The organism is Streptomyces xanthii, assembly GCF_014621695.1.
GTDB classification, from domain to species: domain Bacteria; phylum Actinomycetota; class Actinomycetes; order Streptomycetales; family Streptomycetaceae; genus Streptomyces; species Streptomyces xanthii.
On sequence record NZ_CP061281.1, the window covers coordinates 2,971,587 to 2,988,965 of the forward strand.

The 17,379-nt window shown below is 74.1% G+C and carries 16 protein-coding genes; 3 read left to right on the forward strand and 13 right to left on the reverse strand.

The annotated features are described in order from the left end of the window. Nucleotides 1–31: 31 nt before the first annotated feature. Nucleotides 32–718 (reverse strand): TetR/AcrR family transcriptional regulator C-terminal domain-containing protein, encoded by a 687-nt coding sequence (locus IAG42_RS13325; protein WP_188337237.1) that lies wholly within the window; start codon nucleotides 716–718, stop codon nucleotides 32–34. A gap of 76 nt (nucleotides 719–794) precedes the next feature. On the opposite strand from IAG42_RS13325, the gene IAG42_RS13330 reads away from it, so the two are divergent. Next, nucleotides 795–2,342: an FAD-dependent monooxygenase gene (locus tag IAG42_RS13330; RefSeq protein ID WP_188337238.1), complete on the forward strand. Its 1,548-nt coding sequence runs from the start codon at nucleotides 795–797 to the stop codon at nucleotides 2,340–2,342. On the opposite strand, the gene leuE is transcribed toward IAG42_RS13330, so the two are convergent. Continuing rightward, complete coding sequence (leuE, locus tag IAG42_RS13335) at nucleotides 2,339–2,995, reverse strand: leucine efflux protein LeuE (RefSeq protein WP_188337239.1); 657 nt, start codon at nucleotides 2,993–2,995, stop codon at nucleotides 2,339–2,341. The two genes, IAG42_RS13330 and leuE, sit on opposite strands and share 4 nt — an antisense overlap. A 400-nt stretch (nucleotides 2,996–3,395) precedes the next feature. Then, entirely contained in the window at nucleotides 3,396–4,976 is a 1,581-nt protein-coding gene (locus IAG42_RS13340) for an acyl-CoA mutase large subunit family protein (protein WP_188337240.1), read from the reverse strand. Between the two features lie 215 nt (nucleotides 4,977–5,191). Between IAG42_RS13340 and IAG42_RS13345 the strand changes: the two genes are divergently transcribed. After that, nucleotides 5,192–6,079, forward strand: a complete 888-nt coding sequence (locus IAG42_RS13345) for a L,D-transpeptidase family protein (RefSeq protein WP_188337241.1) — start codon at nucleotides 5,192–5,194, stop codon at nucleotides 6,077–6,079. A 216-nt stretch (nucleotides 6,080–6,295) separates the two neighbouring features. Here IAG42_RS13345 and IAG42_RS13350 read toward each other — a convergent pair whose 3' ends face one another. The 7 genes from IAG42_RS13350 to IAG42_RS38340 all read right to left on the reverse strand — a co-directional run bounded on the left by IAG42_RS13350 (nucleotide 6,296) and on the right by IAG42_RS38340 (nucleotide 12,367). Further along, entirely contained in the window at nucleotides 6,296–7,393 is a 1,098-nt protein-coding gene (locus IAG42_RS13350) for a collagen-like domain-containing protein (protein WP_188337242.1), read from the reverse strand. After that, a complete protein-coding gene (locus IAG42_RS13355) occupies nucleotides 7,393–8,055 on the reverse strand; it encodes an RNA polymerase sigma factor (protein WP_188337243.1) in 663 nt (220 codons plus the stop codon). Before IAG42_RS13355 ends, IAG42_RS13350 begins: the two co-directional genes overlap by 1 nt. Before the next feature lie 347 nt (nucleotides 8,056–8,402). Beyond that, nucleotides 8,403–9,107, reverse strand: coding sequence for a hypothetical protein (locus IAG42_RS13360; protein WP_188337244.1), 705 nt, complete (start codon nucleotides 9,105–9,107; stop codon nucleotides 8,403–8,405). Beyond that, nucleotides 9,104–9,715 (reverse strand): RNA polymerase sigma factor, encoded by a 612-nt coding sequence (locus tag IAG42_RS13365; protein ID WP_188337245.1) that lies wholly within the window; start codon nucleotides 9,713–9,715, stop codon nucleotides 9,104–9,106. The genes IAG42_RS13360 and IAG42_RS13365 overlap by 4 nt, the downstream gene beginning before the upstream one ends. A gap of 198 nt (nucleotides 9,716–9,913) precedes the next feature. After that, nucleotides 9,914–10,795, reverse strand: a complete 882-nt coding sequence (locus tag IAG42_RS13370; protein WP_188337246.1) for a hypothetical protein — start codon at nucleotides 10,793–10,795, stop codon at nucleotides 9,914–9,916. Next, nucleotides 10,777–11,172, reverse strand: a complete 396-nt coding sequence (locus tag IAG42_RS13375) for a hypothetical protein (protein WP_188341357.1) — start codon at nucleotides 11,170–11,172, stop codon at nucleotides 10,777–10,779. The genes IAG42_RS13370 and IAG42_RS13375 overlap by 19 nt, the downstream gene beginning before the upstream one ends. A gap of 271 nt (nucleotides 11,173–11,443) precedes the next feature. Next, a complete protein-coding gene (locus tag IAG42_RS38340; RefSeq protein WP_188337247.1) occupies nucleotides 11,444–12,367 on the reverse strand; it encodes a hypothetical protein in 924 nt (307 codons plus the stop codon). 316 nt (nucleotides 12,368–12,683) lie between these two features. Between IAG42_RS38340 and IAG42_RS13385 the strand changes: the two genes are divergently transcribed. Then, complete coding sequence (locus IAG42_RS13385) at nucleotides 12,684–15,329, forward strand: N-acetylmuramoyl-L-alanine amidase (RefSeq protein ID WP_317453315.1); 2,646 nt, start codon at nucleotides 12,684–12,686, stop codon at nucleotides 15,327–15,329. Nucleotides 15,330–15,394: 65 nt separating this feature from the next. Here IAG42_RS13385 and IAG42_RS13390 read toward each other — a convergent pair whose 3' ends face one another. From IAG42_RS13390 to IAG42_RS13400, 3 genes are all read right to left on the reverse strand, one after another. Next, nucleotides 15,395–16,102, reverse strand: coding sequence for a hypothetical protein (locus tag IAG42_RS13390; protein ID WP_188337248.1), 708 nt, complete (start codon nucleotides 16,100–16,102; stop codon nucleotides 15,395–15,397). Further along, a complete protein-coding gene (locus IAG42_RS13395; RefSeq protein ID WP_188337249.1) occupies nucleotides 16,102–16,662 on the reverse strand; it encodes a hypothetical protein in 561 nt (186 codons plus the stop codon). The genes IAG42_RS13390 and IAG42_RS13395 overlap by 1 nt, the downstream gene beginning before the upstream one ends. A gap of 81 nt (nucleotides 16,663–16,743) precedes the next feature. Beyond that, a complete protein-coding gene (locus IAG42_RS13400) occupies nucleotides 16,744–17,259 on the reverse strand; it encodes a hypothetical protein (protein ID WP_188337250.1) in 516 nt (171 codons plus the stop codon). Between the last annotated feature and the right edge of the window lie 120 nt (nucleotides 17,260–17,379).

Genomic DNA, 17,379 nt, shown 5'->3' on the forward strand with positions numbered 1-17,379 from the left:
CGTCCCGCTCCCGCGGACGGGAAGGGCTCGCTCAGTTCGCGCCGCCGTCTGCGTAGCGGGCCTCGATGCCCGCCACGATCAGGGACAGGCCCTCCTCGAACCGCTCGTCGTAGGACGTGAAGAGCTGTCTGCCGGCGGCGGCCGCGAGGGGGAACTCGGCCAGGCGCTCGGCACGTTCGTCCACGTCGTAGCCCTCGCGGCGCTCGCCGGGCAGCGGCTGCACACCCTGCTCCTCGGTGACGAAGCCCAGCGTGTACAGGTACGCGGTCGTGCTCGCCCACGCCGCCTGCTCCGGGGTGAAGCCCGCGTCGACGAACACCCGCAGGTTCGCCTCCATCTGCGCGCCGTGCTCCGTGCCGGTGAACCGCGAACCGCTGAAGACCTTGGCGCCGTCGCGGTAGCGCAGGAGCGTGGCGCGCAGCCGGCGGTTCCCCTCGCGCAGCCGGTCCTGCCAGGAGAGGCCCGCCGGGGGGTGCGCCGCGGCGCCCGGGGCGAGCGTGGTCCCGACCTCCGTCATGCGCCGGAACATCACCGTCGCCATCTCGTCGAGCAGCGCCTGCTTGTTCTTGAAGTGCCAGTACAGGGCGGGCGCCTGCACGTTCAGCTCCTTGGCGATGGCGCGGAGCGTCAGGCCCTCCAGGCCGACGTCGTTCAGCAGGTCCAGGGCCGTGTCGGCCACCTGCGCCTTGTCGAGTCTCGTCTTTTTCTGCTCAGCCACGCTTGACAGTTTAACGCCGTTAAGTCCATGCTCGACGTACGGAACTTAACGGCGTTAAGGAGCGGGGTGCGGGGGCATGACCGAGGTACTGATCGTGGGAGCGGGGCCGACCGGGCTGGTGCTGGCGGCGGACCTGGCCCGGCGCGGGGTGCGGGCGCTGCTGGTGGAGCGGGCACGGGGCCTGTTCCCCGGCTCGCGCGGCAAGGGGCTGCAGCCGAGGACCCAGGAGGTCCTGTACGACCTGGGGGTGCTGGACGCGATCCGCGCGGCGGGGTCGGAGTACCCGAGGATGCGGGTCTGGGAGGGCGCCGAGCCCGGCGCCGAGTGGGACATGGTCGAGCGCGCGGAGCCGACGGAATCGGCGCCCTGGGCGAACGTGTGGCTGATCCCGCAGACCCGCACGCAGCGGGTGCTGTACGACCGGCTGCGGGAGCTGGGGGGCGAGGTGCGCTTCGGCGCGGAGCTGACGGGCCTCGACCAGGACGAGGCGGGGGTGACCGCGCGGTTCGCGGACGGCTCGTCGGTGCGGGCGGCGTACGTCGTCGCGGCGGACGGCGGGCGTTCCACGGTGCGCAGGGCGCTGGGCATCGGCATGTCGGGTGAGACGGTGGACCCGAAGCCGATGCTGGTGGCGGACGTACGGGTGACCCGGGACGCCCCGCTCCCCGGCACGCACTGGCACGTCTGGCCGAAGGCCCCGGGCGGGGGCGTGGCGTTCTGCCCGCTGCCCCCGGAGACCGGGGAGGACGGACGGGACGGCGAGGAGAGTGGAGACGGCGGGCGGGTGTTCCAGCTGGCGGCGCAGTTCGCGGACGAGTCGGCGGTGCCGGACACCTCGGCGCAGGGCGTCACCCGGCTCCTCGTCGACCGGACGCCGCTGCGCGAGGAGCACATCGCGGAGGTGCTCTGGGCCTCGGACTTCCGGGCACGCGCGGCGATGGCCGACCGCTTCCGGCAGGGCCGGGTCTTCCTGGCCGGTGACGCGGCGCACGTCCACTCCCCCGCGGGCGGCCAGGGGCTGAACACGAGCGTCCAGGACGCGTACAACCTGGGGTGGAAGCTCGCCGCCGTGCTGTCCGGTGCTCCGGCCCGGCTGCTCGACACGTACGAGGAGGAGCGGATGCCCGTCGCGGCGGACATCCTCGGGATCAGCACCCGCATCCACCGCGCGGGCGCCGCCGGCAGACCGACACAGCGCGGCGCCGAGGTGCGGCAGCTCGGCATCGGGTACCGGGACGGCACGCTCAGCCGGGAGACCCGCAGCGGCACGGCCGGCTCCGCACTGCGCGCCGGGGACCGGGCGCCGGACGGGCACCCGGGCGGCACCCGCCTCTTCGACCTGTTCCGCGGCCCGCACTGGACGCTGCTCGCGCTCGGCACTCCGGACCGGGACGCGGACATCGCCGCGTTCGGGAGCCCGGCGATACGGACGGCGCGGCTGCCGGAGTACGAGGCGTACGGGCGCGGGGTGTTCCTGGTGCGGCCCGACGGCTACGTGGCCTGGGCGGGCGAATCCGCCGAGGGGCTCGGGGCGTACCTGTCCGAGCTGGGGCTCGGCTCGGGCCCCGTTCCGGTCCCGGCCACCGAGCCCTCGCCGACTCCGGCTCCGGCTCCGGCCGCCTAGGCGCTGGCCAGGGACAGCTTCACGGCGAAGCCGAGGAAGAGGACGCCGGCCGCGGAGGTCGCGCCGGCCGACAGCCGCTTGCGGCGCCGGAACGCGGCGGCGAGGCGGGTGCCGCTGAAGATCAGGGCCGACAGGTAGAGCACGCTGGCGGCCTGCGCGAAGGCGCCGAGGATGACGAAGGAGAGGGCGGGATACGCGTAGGAGGGGTCGACGAACTGCACGAAGAAGGCGATGAAGAAGAGGATCGCCTTCGGGTTCAGCAGGCTGATGACGAACGCCCTGCGGAAGGGCCGCTCCTGGGCCTCCGCCACCTCGTCCGCGCCGGTCTCGGCGGCGAGCCGCTCACGACGGGTGCGCCACATGGCCCAGGCCGCGCGGAGCATCCCGACGGCGAGCCAGGTCAGATAGCCGGCGCCCGCGTACTTCACGATGCCGAACAGCACGGCGTTCGCCTGGAGCAGGGAGGCCACGCCCGCGGCGGACAGCGTCATCAGCACGGTGTCCCCGCACCAGACGCCGGCGGCGGCCTTGTAGCCGGTGCGTATGCCCTTGCGAGCGGCGACGGAGAGCACGTACAGCGAGTTCGGCCCCGGGAGGAGGACGATGAGGACGAGGCCCGCGAGATAGGTCGGCAGATCGATGACACCCAGCATGGCCGGAGTGTCGCACGCCCCTACGAATTACCCCCAACCGATTCCGCATCCCGGACGGCACGCCTTCGGTCGCCTGGCCTTGGGCGGTCTGCCGCCTGGGGCGATGGGGGTGCCCCCCTGCTCGAGCGGAGCCGAGAGCTTGGGGGAGGGTGGGCGAGGCGGCAGCCCGGCGTCGGGTGCGCGGTTCGTCCGGCCTGGGCTGCGGCGCCGCCGCCGTAGGGGCCGAGCACCGTGGCCGGCTGCTGCGCCGTCGTGGTTGCTCGCGCAGTTCCCCGCGCCCCTGACGGGGCACATCTGCCCCGGCGCCGGACAGGCAGGGAGAATCGCAGCCACGCGGCAGAGCCGCACAACAACACACGGCCCCTCGCCGGGCCCCGGCGGGGCGCAGGCGGTGGTGGGTTCAGAAGGCGTCGGACGGGACGTACGTGCCCCACACCTCGCGGAGCGCGTCGCAGACCTCGCCGACGGTCGCGCGGGCGCGCAGGGCGTCCTTCATCGGGTAGAGGACGTTGTCGTCACCCCCTGCGGCCTTCTTCAGGGCGGCGAGTGCGGAGTCCACCGCTGCCTGGTCCCGCTCGGCGCGCAGCCGCGCGAGGCGTTCGGCCTGCTGGGCCTCGATCGCCGGGTCGACGCGGAGCGGCTCGTAGGGCTCCTCCTCGTCGAGCTGGAAGCGGTTGACCCCGACCACGACCCGCTCGCCCGAGTCGGTCTCCTGCGCGATCCGGTACGCGGAACGCTCGATCTCCGACTTCTGGAAACCGTGCTCGATCGCGCTCACCGCCCCGCCCAGGTCCTCGACCTTCCCCATGAGTTCGCGCGCGGCCGCCTCGACGTCGTCCGTCATCTTCTCGACCACATACGACCCGGCGAACGGGTCCACGGTGGCCGTCACGTCCGTCTCGTACGCCAGCACCTGCTGGGTCCGCAGCGCGAGCCGCGCCGACTTGTCCGTCGGCAGCGCGATCGCCTCGTCGAAGGAGTTCGTGTGGAGGGACTGGGTGCCGCCCAGTACGGCGGCCAGGCCCTGCACCGCGACCCGCACCAGGTTCACCTCCGGCTGCTGCGCGGTCAGCTGCACCCCGGCCGTCTGCGTGTGGAAGCGCAGCATCAGCGACTTGGGGTTCTCCGCACCGAACTCCTCCTTCATCACCCGCGCCCAGATCCGCCGGGCCGCCCGGAACTTGGCGACCTCCTCCAGGATCGTCGTGCGGGCCACGAAGAAGAACGACAGGCGCGGGGCGAAGTCGTCCACGTCCATGCCCGCCGCCACGGCCGTGCGCACGTACTCGATTCCGTCCGCGAGCGTGAACGCGATCTCCTGCGCGGGCGAGGCCCCCGCCTCCGCCATGTGGTAGCCGGAGATCGAGATGGTGTTCCACTTCGGGATCTCGGCCCGGCAGTACTTGAAGATGTCCGCGATCAGCCGCAGCGACGGCTTCGGCGGAAAGATGTAGGTGCCGCGGGCGATGTACTCCTTCAGCACGTCGTTCTGGATCGTGCCCGTCAGCCGGTCCGCCGGCACCCCCTGCTCCTCCGCCACCAGCTGATACAGCAGGAGGAGAAGCGAGGCGGGAGCGTTGATCGTCATCGACGTGGAGACCTTGTCCAGCGGAATCCCGTCGAACAGCACCCGCATGTCGTCGATCGAGTCGATCGCCACACCCACCTTGCCGACCTCACCCGACGCGATCGGCGCGTCCGAGTCGTGCCCCATCTGCGTCGGCAGGTCGAAGGCGACCGACAGACCCATCGTCCCGTTCCCGATGAGCTGCTTGTAGCGGGCGTTGGACTCGGTGGCCGTACCGAAACCCGCGTACTGGCGCATGGTCCACGGCCGGCCCGTGTACATCGACGGGTACACACCCCGCGTGAACGGATAGGCGCCGGGCTCCCCCAGCTTGCTGTCCGGGTCCCAGCCGTCCAGCGCGGCCGGGCCGTACACCGGCTCGATGGGCAGTCCGGACTCGGATTCGCGCGCCATGGTGGTGCCTCCAGCGGTGTGACGGACCGTGCTAGCCGACCTTCGCGACGGACTGTAGCGGCGGGCCTGCGGGGAGTGGAGTGGCCCACGCTGGGACCTTGCTCACAGACTCGCACGGGCCGTGTGACGCTGCCTCCGCGCCGCGTTCGCAACCATTTACGCTCGGGCAGCATCTGTGCAGACAAGAGAGAACGGCGCGACGGGCGGGGGACGCCATGCGGACAGCTGTCACAAGGAATTCCATCCGGGCCACACTGTCGGTCGCCGGCGTGCTGGCGCTGGTCGGCGGGTGCACGGCGCAGGCCGTGCAGACCGACGGGCACGCGAAGCCCCCCGGCACCACGGCCACCGGCACCACTCCGGGCGCCGCCTCCTCCGGCCCGGCCTCGCCGAGGCCGGCCGCGAAGTCCTCCGCGCCCAACGCCGCCGCGTCCGACGACGCCAAGCCCTCCGCCTCGCCGACGCCCGCGCCCAGGACCCTGTACAAGCCGGGCGACCAGGGCAAGGGCGTGCGGGAGCTGCAGGCCCGGCTGCGTCAGGTGGCCTGGCTGTTCGAGGGGCCGACGGGCACGTACGGGCCGGCGACGACCCGGGCCGTCAAGGGTTTCCAGGGCAAGCGCGGCCTGCCCCGGACCGGCACGACGGACTCGGTGACCTGGGAGCGGCTGCTGAAGATGACGCACACGCCGACCCGCGACGAGCTGTACGCGGCGGGCGGGCAGCCGGCGGCGAAGCCGGATCCGCGCTGCATGACGGGCCGCGTGATGTGCATCAGCAAGACCAGCCGGACCCTGACCTGGATGATCGACGGCAAGCGGCTGATGACGACGGACGTGCGCTTCGGCTCGCAGTACACGCCGACCCGCGAGGGCGTCTTCCACGTGGACTTCAAGTCCCGGCACCACGTCTCGACGATCTACCACACGCCCATGCCGTACGCGATGTTCTTCAGCGGCGGCCAGGCCGTGCACTACTCGTCGGACTTCGCGGCCCGCGGCTACGCGGGAGCCTCGCACGGCTGTGTGAACGTGCGGGACGAGGCGAAGATCGCGTCCCTCTTCAATCAGGTCCGCACCGGCGACAAGGTGGTCGTCTACTGGTGAGCCCGCACTCGGGGGCTGAGGCGGAAGAGGAGAGGGCGTGGGTGGGACCGGGGGAACGTGTCCCACCCACGCCGGTGGCACAGAGCCGCAGGTACGGGGGGAACCCCGGCTCGTGCACGGGCCGATGACCAGTCGGCTCACTCAGTACTGCGCCACCTGCCCGAAAAACGTCACACCCCGAGTGAACCTTTTTTCGCGAACGTGCATCCGCGCAGGTCAGCGCGCGGGTACGGGGTCGGGCGCGACGGATTCCGCGGGCGCCACGGCCGTGGCCGAGACCGTGCGGACCGGGATGACGGGGCGTGCCCCGTAGGCCGACGAGCCGGACGCGTCCGGTGAGGACGTGGGGGTGACGGTGGGCAGGGCGGGCGGCTGGTCGCCGCCTTCGCCGTCGTCGTTGCCGTCCTCGTCCTCGTCGCCGGTCTTGCCGCCGTTGTCCGAGCCCTCGTCCCCGGAGCCCTCGGGCTGACCGAGGACGCGGTCGCAGAAGCGGCCGAGGTCGGTGCCGGCGCGCCCGGACTCCTTCATGGACTCGCGCAGCTGCCGCTTCTCGTCCGCGCCGATCTCGCCGGTGCGGTACTTGGCGCAGGTCTCGGTGATCCGGCGGCGCAGCGCGTCGGAGCCGCGGGCCGGGTCGGTCGCCTCGTTGCCGGGCGAGGCGCTGGGCGCCGTGCCGCCGCGGGGGTCCTTCGACGCGTCGCGGCCGTCGCGGGCGTCGGGCGAGCCGGAGGGGCCGTCCGAGGTCCGTTCGCCGTCGGGCACGGCCTCGCCGCGTTCGGCCGCGCTGCCGGACGGCGAGACGAGCGGTTCCTCGGAGGGCGCGCTCGACACCGATGTCGTGGGCGACGGATCGCTCCAGCCGTCGAAGGGCGAAGGCAGCACGCCGGTGCCCGCGGCGACGGCGACGCCGCCGACCATGCACGCGGCGACGGCGGCGGCGAGCCCGAACCGTACGGGCCGGCCCCAGCGCGGGCCGTGCCGGCCGTCGGGGCCGGGCCGGGCCGGTGCTCCGGCGGCGCCGCCGCGGTGCCGCCCGGCACGCGCGGTGCGGCCGGTGAGGGTCACGGGGGTGCCGAGGGCGGCGGCGCGCTCGCCCGCGGGGACCGCGCGGGCCTCCCGGAACGCCTTGAGCGCAGCGTCCTCACCGGGGAGTTCGCCGTCGGGTCCGGCCGGGAGCGCGGTCAGCGAGTCGAGCGCCGCGGTGAGCCGTCGGGCGTGCAGCGCGTCCTGTTCGGCGACGGCCTCCAGGGGCTCCCCGCGCAGCAGACGCTCCGCCGCCTCGCGGTCCAGCCACTTGTCGTGCTCGTCGGCCATCACATGTCCTTCTGCGTCCGCGTACGCGATTGCGTCACACCGGCGGACGTCACCGTGCTGGGTCTCGGGCCTCGTGGCCGGGGTACGGCCTCGAGCGAACCGGGGGTCTTCGGGTCGGCGCCGATCAGTTCGGCGAGCCGCTTCAGGCCGCGGTGCGCGGCGGTACGGACGGCGCCTGGGCGCTTGCCGAGGGTCTGGGCCGCGCTCTTCGCGTCGAGCCCGACGACGACCCGCAGCACCACGGCCTCGGCCTGGTCCTGCGGGAGCTGGGCGATGAGCGCCATGGTGTCGCCGGTGGAGAGCAGCTCCATCGCCTCGTCGGCGGTGTCGGCGGTCGCGGGTCGGCCGGTGAGTTCGGTCTCGTCGCCGCCGATGGCGGGCCGGCGTCCCCGCATGCGTATGTGGTCCAGGGCGCGGTTGCGGGCTATGCGGGCGGCCCAGCCGCGGAAGCGGTCGGCGTCGCCCTCGAAGCGGTCGAGGTCGCGGGCGATCTGCAGCCACGCCTCGGAGGCGACGTCCTCCGCGTCCGGCTCGCCCACGAGTGTGCGTACGTATCCGAGCAACCTCGGGTGCACGGTGCGGTACACAGTGCGGAAAGCGCTCTCGTCCCCGCCCTGCGCCGCAAGCACCGCGGCGGTCAGCTCCGCGTCGTCCCCCAGCACTCCCAGTCCCTGCCTGCCCCATCCGGCCAAGTAGCGCCCCCGGCGCGAACCTGCACGCTACGGCTTGAAACACCCCACGTCCATGTTTGTACAACGAGCAACCAGAGAGTCACACGGCGGGGTGTGACAGAAAACGCACCCGCGGCGCTGAAGGAAGTACGGGCCGCTCGCGACCCGTACCGCGCGGCGGCCGGGGTCTCTCCTGTGGGGGGTGGCGACCCCGGCCGTCCCGTATGCGGAGGGTGTTCCGGAGGCCCGTCCGGAGGGCCGGTCGGCAGGTCTTCACACCGCCCCCGCCGAAGTTCCACGCGGGCGTTCCCGAGAATTCGCCGTACCGGAACCGCCGGCTACGGCTGGTGGCCCTTGCCGGCGCCGCCCGGACCGGAACCCGAGCCGACCGGACCGGAACCCGAACCGGAACCCGAGCCGCCCGGACCCGAGTCGCCCGCGCCCGTGCCACCGCCGCCGCCGCCGGAACCTCCCGCGCCGTTCGCGTTGTTCCCCGCCCCGCCCGTGGTGCCGCCGGAGCCCGGGTTCCCGGGTCCGCCCCTGCCGCCGGACGCGCCGGTGCCGCCGGGCCGGTCGTGGCCCGTACCGGTCGCCGTCGGCTCGGCGCAGTCCTCCACGGCCCGCTCGGACCGCTCGGTGCCGCGCCCGTCCTCGTACGAGGCACAGGGGCCGGACGCCCGCCCGGACGGGGGCGGGGTGTGCGGGCCGGTGCCGGGGCGGCCGGGTGCGGTCGACGTCGGCGCGGGGCGCGGCGCGGGCCGGTCCGCTCCGGGGTCCGGGGCGTCGCCGATGCCGGCGACGGCGACGCCGCCCACGGCGAGGCTCGCCAGCGCGGCGCCGACGGCAGCCCGCGCGGACCAGCGCGTGCGGCGGCGCCGCGGGCGCCAGTCGTCGCGGCGGCGGGGCCGCGCGTCGAGGGCGCCCGCGTCTCGGGCGGCCCGGAACGCGGCGCGGGCCAGCCGTTCGCCCTCGGGATCGGGTTCCGGCGGGCGTACGGCCGCGGCCAGCGCCTCGCCCACGGGGTCGGGGATCTGCTCGGTCATCTCGACTCACCCAGCGTGGGCGGGCCCTCATCCGTCACACCGCCGAGGTCACGGGCGAGTCGGCGCAGCCCCCGGTACGCGGCCGTGCGGACCGCGCCGGGGCGTTTTCCGAGGACGCGGGCGGCGGCCGGTCCGTCGAGGCCGACGACGACCCGCAGCAGCACGGCCTCGCCCTGGTCGCGCGGGAGTCCGGCGATCAGGTCGAGGGCCCGCCGGGTGGAGAGCGTCTCCATGGCCTGCTCGGCGGTGTTGTGCGCGGCGGGCAGATCGTGCAGGTCCTGTTCGAGCGCGGTGGCCTGCGGCCGGGTGCGGCGGCGGCGCAGCAGGTCGAGGGCGCGGTGCCGGGCGATGGTCGCGGTCCAGCCGCGGAAGCCCGCGCCGTCTCCGCGGAACCGCCCCAGGTCGCGGGCGATCTCCAGCCACGCGTCGGCGGCCACGTCCTCGGCGTCGTCCCCGACGAGACCGCGCAGATAGCCGAGCAGGCCGGGCTGGACCAGCCGGTAGGCCACGGCGAAGGCGTCCTCGTCCCCCGTCTGGGCCCGCTCGACGGCTGCGCCCAACTCCCCGTCGCGCTCCTTCGCGCGCCGGGGTTCCCCTCCCTGGCCCAACCGCTTTCCTCTTCGTACGACGACAAGTACGCACCGATGCGTACGGAACGACGACCTCGGCACCCCGTGCGGGGCGCCGCCGTCGGCTCCGCCCCCATGCCGATCAGCGCCGGAACGCGCGGAAACGTCACAGAAGCGCGGTCCGCGCGGCCCGAACCCGCCTTCCCCGTGCGGGAGTTGCGGCCGGGCGGCGCCGGATCAGGCCTCGAACACCGAGCCCTCGTCCGCGGGCAGCTCCACGATCTGCGCGGCCGGGGGCCTGCGCACCGTCAGCGGCTCCCCGTAGCCGGAGAAGCGCATCTTCCCCTTGATCTGTTCGGAGTCCATCTCGAGGCTGCGCAGGTACGGCTTCCCGGCGGCGTCCACGTAGGCGGAGCCGAGGTCCTCGTCGCCCTGGGGCGGGAGCAGCGGGATGACGCGGCGTCCGTCGCGGCGCTCCTCGGGCAGGTCCCGGGTGCCGCTGGTGTCGGCCGCCTGTGCGCCGAGCACCTGGCCCATCGTGCACACCTTGGCGAGGGCGTCGGCGCCCTTGGGGCCGGCGGGCACGTGCACGTACTTGCCCCGGACGAGGGCGAGGCGCTCGCGGATGCGCTGGGACACGGCGGGACCGCGGGTGTCGGCCATGGCCTGCCACTCGGCCAGCGCGCGGTCGCTGTAGCTCATGTACACCTCGGGCCCGTCGTCCTTCGCGCCCTCGGCGAGGACGATCAGGTCGCCGCTCGCGCCCGGTCCGCCGTCCATGGTGCCGGTGCAGTTGCCCGCACGGTCCATGCGCAGGTCGGCCTGGGCCCGCTTGCCGTGCTGGGTGATGTCCACGGTCATCCGCACCGAGCGGGCCTCGCCCAGCAGGGTGACCGCCTGGGACAGCAGCCGTTCGCCCCGGGTCTGCGTGAGCACGGCGGGCGGTTCGAGGTCGGCGAAGGCCTCGGCGGACCAGTTCCCGTCGGCGCCGGGCGCCGCGAGGGAGCTCGCGGTCAGGCTCTCGGACGGCACGGGGTGGAGGAGGACGCCCGCGCCGAGCAGCGCGAGGACGAAACCGCCGGTGAGCAGGGACCGGGTGGTCACAGTGCGGCGGCGCATGTGCGGCGCCTCCTTCCGGGGAGGGTCAGGTAGAAGGTCTGCAGCGACTCGGCGGCGCCCGCCTCGTAGCGGTTGACGACCTTGCCGAGGGGGCTGCGCACCCGCCCGTCCGGCATGCGTACGCCGACGTCCCGACCGAAGTAGTCGCGCTGGGACGGGTCGAAGGCGATCCACTCGGCGCCGGCCCGCCGCACGAGCACCTCGCCCACGTAGGCGCCGAGCCCGAAGAGCACGGCGTCGAGCTCGGGTCCGGGTGAGCTGCCCTGCCGCAGGCCGTCGACGATCCGGTCGACGACCCGCAGGCTGGCGACGGAGTAGTCGAGCGGCAGTCGCGCCGAGGCGACCCGGGCGACGAACGCCGCGGCGTGCCGGCGCATGTCGACAGGTCTGTGTTCCACCCCAGGCATGTGGTGCACCCCTTGGTCCGGTCGTGGGGAGATGCGGTCGGACTCGACCCGCATTCCCCCAGCGCTCGGGCTCACCGGAACATCACACGTCACACACATGTCGCTTCTCACACCGGAATGCGCCTGTGGCGTACAACCGTTCGCGCGTCTCGGACGTCGGGGCCGGTCACCGGGGAACCCTGGGGCTTCTAGGGCCTTTCTTTCGGATCAGGCGAGCCCAGCCTGATCCGAAAGAAGGGCCCTAGCGACCGGCGTCCGCGGGCAGCCGCACCGTGCCGTCGAAGACACCGCGGTTGTCCGCGCGCACGTCCTGCTTCACGGTGATGGCGCCGCCCTGGTACGGCACGTCGAAGGTGAACGCGAAGCGGTGCGCCGCGACGCGGTAGCCGTGCGCGGCGTCGAGCTCCCAGGTCTCCGTGGAGCGCGTGAGCCTGATCTGCGTCTCGGTCGCCGTGACCCCGGCGTCCCGCAGCTGGGCGAGCGTCGGGTCCAGCTCACGGGCGGCCTTCTTCAGCGCCGGGCGGGTCCGCGCGTCGGCCAGCGTCCAGCCGGAGGAGGTCACTTCGAGCCGCACCGTGCCGCCCGAGCGCCGCACCTTCGCGCTCTTCCCGTACGCGGCGAACGCGTCGAGCCCCGCGACCGGGTCCTCCACGGCGTCGGCGATCGCGGGGTCGGTCACGGGTCCGCTGGTCCAGGCCCCGTTCTTCTTCACATGCCCGGTGCCGTCGACGACGTACACGGACTCGGGCTTGCGCTGCCCCTTACTGGTGGTCACCGAGCCGAGCTGTTCCACGGCGACGGGCGTGGTGGTGCGGTGCACGGTGGCGGTGTAGGTCGCTCCGGACGGGGCCTGTCCGCTCATGGTCGCGGACTCGCGGCCGTCGACGGCGAACGTCCAGCCGGCCTCGCCCGCCATCGCGCGCCGGGCGCGGGCGAGGTACTGCGCGGCGGTCCGGGGCGTCTTGGCCGCGGCGGCGGGGGCGCGGGTCGCGCCCGGGCGGCCGTCCGCGCGCTGGGTGCGCTCCGTGCGTGGGGAGTCGGAGCGGTGGTGCCCCTTGCGCCGGGAGTCGCCGGAGTGCGAGGCCGAGCAGCCGGACACGGCGAGGGTCGCGGCGGCGAGCGCGGCCAGGACGGCGGTGCGGCGATGACGTGTTGCGGGGAGCACGGGCACCTCGGGGGATCGCGAACGGGCCGGGGACCGGCCGGTCCCGTGGAAGCGGCCCGGTTATACAACGCGCGCCGGAACCCCCGCCAGCACGGGCACAAACCCCACCATTCCCCGCGCTCGCGTTCGGACCTGTGATGTTTCGGTGTACCCGCCCGCTGGATGGTGTGTGCCCACGTGACACGTGGGACCCATGTGACTTTCGAGGGGTGGGGCATTGAGCCCGCGACATACGCGAGGAAAAGCGCAGAGAGCCCAGACGCACGCGTACAGACCGCTGAGTCTGAAGCGCAGGGCCTGGATCACCATCGGCGCGGTGGTGCTCGGCGGAGCGGGGGTGACCGCGTACGCCATCGCCGATCCGGGGGGTTCGGAGCCGCAGGACGCGGTCCCGGCGCGCGCCGCGGCCGTGCACACGCTGAGCCTGACGACGAAGGGCGACCGCAAGGTCGTGCCGCAGAAGTCGACGCAGACCTTCGGCGCCGTCTCGGTGACCTGGAAGGACGCGAAGGCGCAGCTCGACGGCACCGCGCAGTTCCGCGCGCGTGACGCGGAGAGCGGCAAGTGGGGCGCCTGGACAACGCTGCCGGAGGAGACGAACGACGCAGACGGGTCCGAGCGCGCGCACACCGCCCTGCGCGGCGGCACCTCGCCCGTGCCGACCCCGTCCGACTCGAACGGCGTCGAGGTGCGGGTCGTCGACGCGGACGGCAACGCCGCGGACCTGCCCGCCGGCATGGACGTCAAGCTGATCGACCCGGGCACCGACCCGGTCCGCGGCAAGGGCGCGTCCGGCGGCATCGACCCGGCGGCGTACAGCGTCGCGTCGACGGAGTCGCCGGTGCCCACCGACACCCCGGTGGGCACGGAGAGCCCGGCCGCCACGGAGAGCCCGGTCGCGACCGAGACGCCCGTGGCCACCGAGACGCCGTCGGACACCGCGTCGGCGACCCCGCCGCCGTCCGGCAGCGCGACGGAGACCGCCTCCCCGTCGCCGACCCCGACCGTCCCCGAGGCCCCGCCCTCCACGGTCGTGAAGCCGGCGATCATCCCGCAGTCGGTGTGGGGCCCGGACCTCTCGCACGACGGCACGCCCGAGTACGACACGGAGATCAAGGCCGCGGTCGTCCACCACACGGGCATCGACGCCGACAACCAGGTGCCGTGCGCGGAGTCGGCGCGCCGCCTGCGCGAGATCCAGCAGGACCACGTGGCCAAGGGCTACTTCGACATCGGCTACAACTTCGTCGTCGACCGCTGCGGCCAGATCTTCGAGGGCCGGACCGGCGGCATGGACCTGCCGGTGCACGGCGCCCACGACTACGGCTTCAACACCGACACGGTCGGCATCTCCTACATCGGCAACTTCGAGTCGGCCCGCCCGACGAAGGCCGCCCTCGACGCCATCTCCCGCGTCGTGGCCTGGAAGTTCGGCCAGTACGGCATCACCGCGACCGGCACCGTGTCCCTCACCTCCAACGGCGACCTCGGCGTCCAGGGCAACAAGATCGCCAAGGGCACGTCCAAGACGTTCCCGCGCGTCCTCGGCCACCGGGACACCAACACCACGGCCTGCCCGGGCGCGAATCTCTACCCGAAGCTGAGCCGCATCGCGACGCAGGCCGCCGCGCCGGGCAACTCGCACGCCCTGCCCAGCCAGAACCTGCTCGGCGACGCGACGAACGACCTCGTCACCGGCCTGCCCAAGGGCGCGAGCGGCGGCCAGGTCGCCCTCGTCCCCGGCACGCTCGACGGCCCGACGGCCACCGGCCGCAAGGTCATCTCGCAGTCGAGCACCGGCGTTCCCGGCTCCGGCGAGAGCGGTGACGAGTTCGGCGCCGCCACGGCGACCGGCGACATCAACGGCGACGGCAACACCGACCTCGTCGTCGGCCAGCCCGGCGAGGACGACACGTCCGGACACGCCAACCGCGGCGCGTACACGATCCTCTACGGTCCCGCCTTCACCAGCGGCGTCGGCGTGAACACGGACGCCGCGCAGGCCGTGGCCAACGCCCGGTTCGGCGCGGCGCTCGCGGTCGGCGACTTCAACGCCGACGGCAAGGCCGACGTGTTCTCCGCGACCACGGTCAGCGGCGGCACCTGGCACGCCCGCTACAGCGACACCAAGCGCGCGGGCGGCGCCCTCACCTCCGCCACCACCTCCCTGGCCGTCCCGGACGCCACGTCCGGCGACTTCAACCGGGACGGCTACGCGGATGTCGCGCTCAACTACCGCGACGGCGGCGGCATCGGCCGCGTCGTCTGGTTCAAGGGCGGCAGCGCCGGTCTGACCAAGGTCGCGACGCTGTCCGTCAAGGGCGGTCGCGCGGTCGCCGCGGGCGACATCAACGGCGACGGCGTCGACGACCTCGTCATCGGCCAGCCCTACGTCGCCGAGTCCGGCGCCGCGACCGGCGGCCAGGTCACGGCCGTCTACGGCGTCGCGGGCACCGGCCTGTCGACCACGGGCGCGAAGACGATCCACCAGGACTCGTCCGGCGTACCGGGCGGCGCCGAGGCGGGCGACGCCATGGGCGCCTCGGTCGCGGTGGGCGACTACGACCTCGACGGCTACGCGGACGTCCTCGCGGGCCTGCCCAACGAGGACCTGACCCGCACGACGAACCGCGCCGACGCGGGCACCACGCTGCTCCTCAAGGGCTCGTCGGCCGGTCTGACCGGCACCGGCGCGCTCTCCGTCAGCCAGGACTCCAGCGGCGTGCCGGGCTCCAGCGAGTCGGGCGACAACGTCGGTTCGGCCGTGGCGCTCGCGGACCTGTCCGGCTTCGGCCGCACGGACCTGGTCCTCGGCGCGGCCGGTGAGGACGCGGGCAACGGCGCGCTCCTGTACGTGCCGAGCAACAGCAGCGGCCTGGGCCTGAGCCAGACCGTGTACTACGGCAACGGCTCGATCGGCACCCCGGCCGGGGGCCGCCTGGGCACCAACCTGGCGCCGTAGCCGGGCGGTACGACCCACGAGGGGCCGTGCGGACGTCACCGTCCGCACGGCCCCTCCGGCGTGATTCACACCTGCCGCGCGTCCCCGCTCAGGTCGGGCGACACGCAGACGAGACGGCCGCCGGGCAGCGCCGGGTCGGTGAGGGTGAGACGCAGCACCGGGTAGTCCAGGGCGTCGTTGGAGCCCTGCTCGCTGGGCTGGTTCAGGGACTCCAGGGTCTGGCCGGGGCACAGCGCCCGCTTCGGCAGCTCGACCTCGAGGTAGTGCTCGCTCTCCCGCACGAAGCGGTACGTGCCGTCCGCGCCCGGCGGGACGGGCCGCTCCTTCATCCCGGTGAGCACCCGCACGGCGAGCCCGCGGGCGGTGGCGATCCGGCCCTTCCCGTGCGGCCCGTAGACGTCGACGGCGGCGCTGTCCGCGGTGAACGAGGCGGGCAGCCGGATCTCGCTCAGCCGCTCCGGGTACAGGCTCGCGCTGACGTGGAACCGCTCGCGCGACCGCCCGTGCGGGATCCGGCTCGTGTACCCGTACGAGGTGACCACGAGACGGGCGTCGACGCCGTCCTGGTGCTCCGGCGGCACGGACCGCCCCGGCCCACCGGTCCCGCACCCGCGTGGGCCCGCGCGGTGCGCGGTGTCCCCGGCTCCGGCGGCGAACCGGGCGCCGACCGGCTCCTGTTCCCGCCGCGCGTCCACCACGACGAGGCCGACGAGCAGACCGACCGCGAGGACGGCGGCCCAGGCGCGGCGTGAGGGGCCGCCGACCTCGTACATCAGGCGCGGCCGCGGGCGCGTCTGGAGACGACGGCGCGCAGCACGCGGCGGCCCTCGGTGGACAGGTCTCGGGCCTGCCGCAGCCCGCCGGCGCCGCTCGCGAGCAGCTCCAGGATCCTGGTCTGGCGGCGCAGTTCGGCGGCGACGAGCGGCGTCATGCCCGCGGTGTCGCCCTCGCGGACCCCGGCCGCGCCGTCGTCGGCGCCGTCGCCGGGGCCCCCGGCGTCGAGCATCCGGTGCACCTGGAGGGCGGCCACCGAGCAGGCGTCGGCCCAGCCGCGCCAGTCGCCGGGCACGCTGCCGTCGGGGGCGGCGCCCAGCATCCGGCGGACGAGTTCGGCGGCCTCCCCGTCGACGACGGTGTCCGCGAGCCGGCCGCGGGCCACGGCGAGCGTCTCGCCCCAGCCGGTGCCGCCCTCGGCGAGGCTCGCCCACAGCGGGCGCAGCGCCTCGTCGTCCTCGGCGTCGCCGAGCAGCGGCACGCAGCGGTCGAGGCAGCCGAGCCCGCTCGCGGCGAGCCCTCGCTCGTCGGCCTGCGCGATCAGTTCCACCAGGCTCATGGCCGTACGCCTCCAGACGCGGACCCGACAATTCCCCTTCGGGGGACTACGGGACTTACTGCGCCGGTCCTGCCCGGAACGTCACAGTGCTGCCACGCCGAGCCGGTCCAGGAAGCGGAAGAACAGCTCCTCCGCGGAGGGCTCGGCCGGGGCCCGCAGCACGTCGAGCAGCGGCTGGGCGGCCACGTCGCGGCCGCACTCGGCGGCCCAGGCGACGGCCCGCTCGGCCGCGTCCGCGGGCGGCAGGAAGTAGTCCTCGAGCGAGCGCTCGTCACCGCCGATGTACCGGGTCATGGCCTCCCGGCCGAGGCAGGCGGTCCATGCCCCGCTGTGCGGCGCGGCCGCCTCGACGACGGCGCAGCTGCTGTCCATCACGTAGGCGAACAGGGCGGGCGAACCCGTCTCCGCCGCCAGCGCGTTCATGCTGCCCACGTCCCGGGCCTGCTCCCCGTCGCCCCCGCCGGGGCACTCCCACACCTGCCATCCGCCGACCCTCTCCTCCAGCAGGGTCAGTTCCTCCCGCACCCCCGCCAGCGCCGCCAGCTCCCGCAACGGACGATCGCTGCCGGCCACCACGTAATAGCCCCAGTAGCCCATCCCCGTGCCCCCGTCCCGCCGTGCTGTTCAAGTGGCTGTGCCGTTCATGTGACTCGGGCCGAATAGACCACAGCCGTACGGCAGTTCGCCACCCAAAACGCGAACTGCGCGAAGGGGACG

Bases quoted from the DNA above. Each gene is read 5' to 3' on its own strand.
- IAG42_RS13330 (WP_188337238.1), top strand. From the start codon at position 795: ATGACCGAGGTACTGATCGTGGGAGCGGGGCCGACCGGGCTGGTGCTG.
- leuE (WP_188337239.1), bottom strand. From the start codon at position 2,995: ATGCTGGGTGTCATCGATCTGCCGACCTATCTCGCGGGCCTCGTCCTC.
- IAG42_RS13340 (WP_188337240.1), bottom strand. From the start codon at position 4,976: ATGGCGCGCGAATCCGAGTCCGGACTGCCCATCGAGCCGGTGTACGGC.
- IAG42_RS13345 (WP_188337241.1), top strand. From the start codon at position 5,192: ATGCGGACAGCTGTCACAAGGAATTCCATCCGGGCCACACTGTCGGTC.
- IAG42_RS13350 (WP_188337242.1), bottom strand. From the start codon at position 7,393: ATGGCCGACGAGCACGACAAGTGGCTGGACCGCGAGGCGGCGGAGCGT.
- IAG42_RS13360 (WP_188337244.1), bottom strand. From the start codon at position 9,107: ATGACCGAGCAGATCCCCGACCCCGTGGGCGAGGCGCTGGCCGCGGCC.
- IAG42_RS13370 (WP_188337246.1), bottom strand. From the start codon at position 10,795: ATGCGCCGCCGCACTGTGACCACCCGGTCCCTGCTCACCGGCGGTTTC.
- IAG42_RS13375 (WP_188341357.1), bottom strand. From the start codon at position 11,172: ATGCGCCGGCACGCCGCGGCGTTCGTCGCCCGGGTCGCCTCGGCGCGA.
- IAG42_RS13390 (WP_188337248.1), bottom strand. From the start codon at position 16,102: ATGTACGAGGTCGGCGGCCCCTCACGCCGCGCCTGGGCCGCCGTCCTC.
- IAG42_RS13395 (WP_188337249.1), bottom strand. From the start codon at position 16,662: ATGAGCCTGGTGGAACTGATCGCGCAGGCCGACGAGCGAGGGCTCGCC.
- IAG42_RS13400 (WP_188337250.1), bottom strand. From the start codon at position 17,259: ATGGGCTACTGGGGCTATTACGTGGTGGCCGGCAGCGATCGTCCGTTG.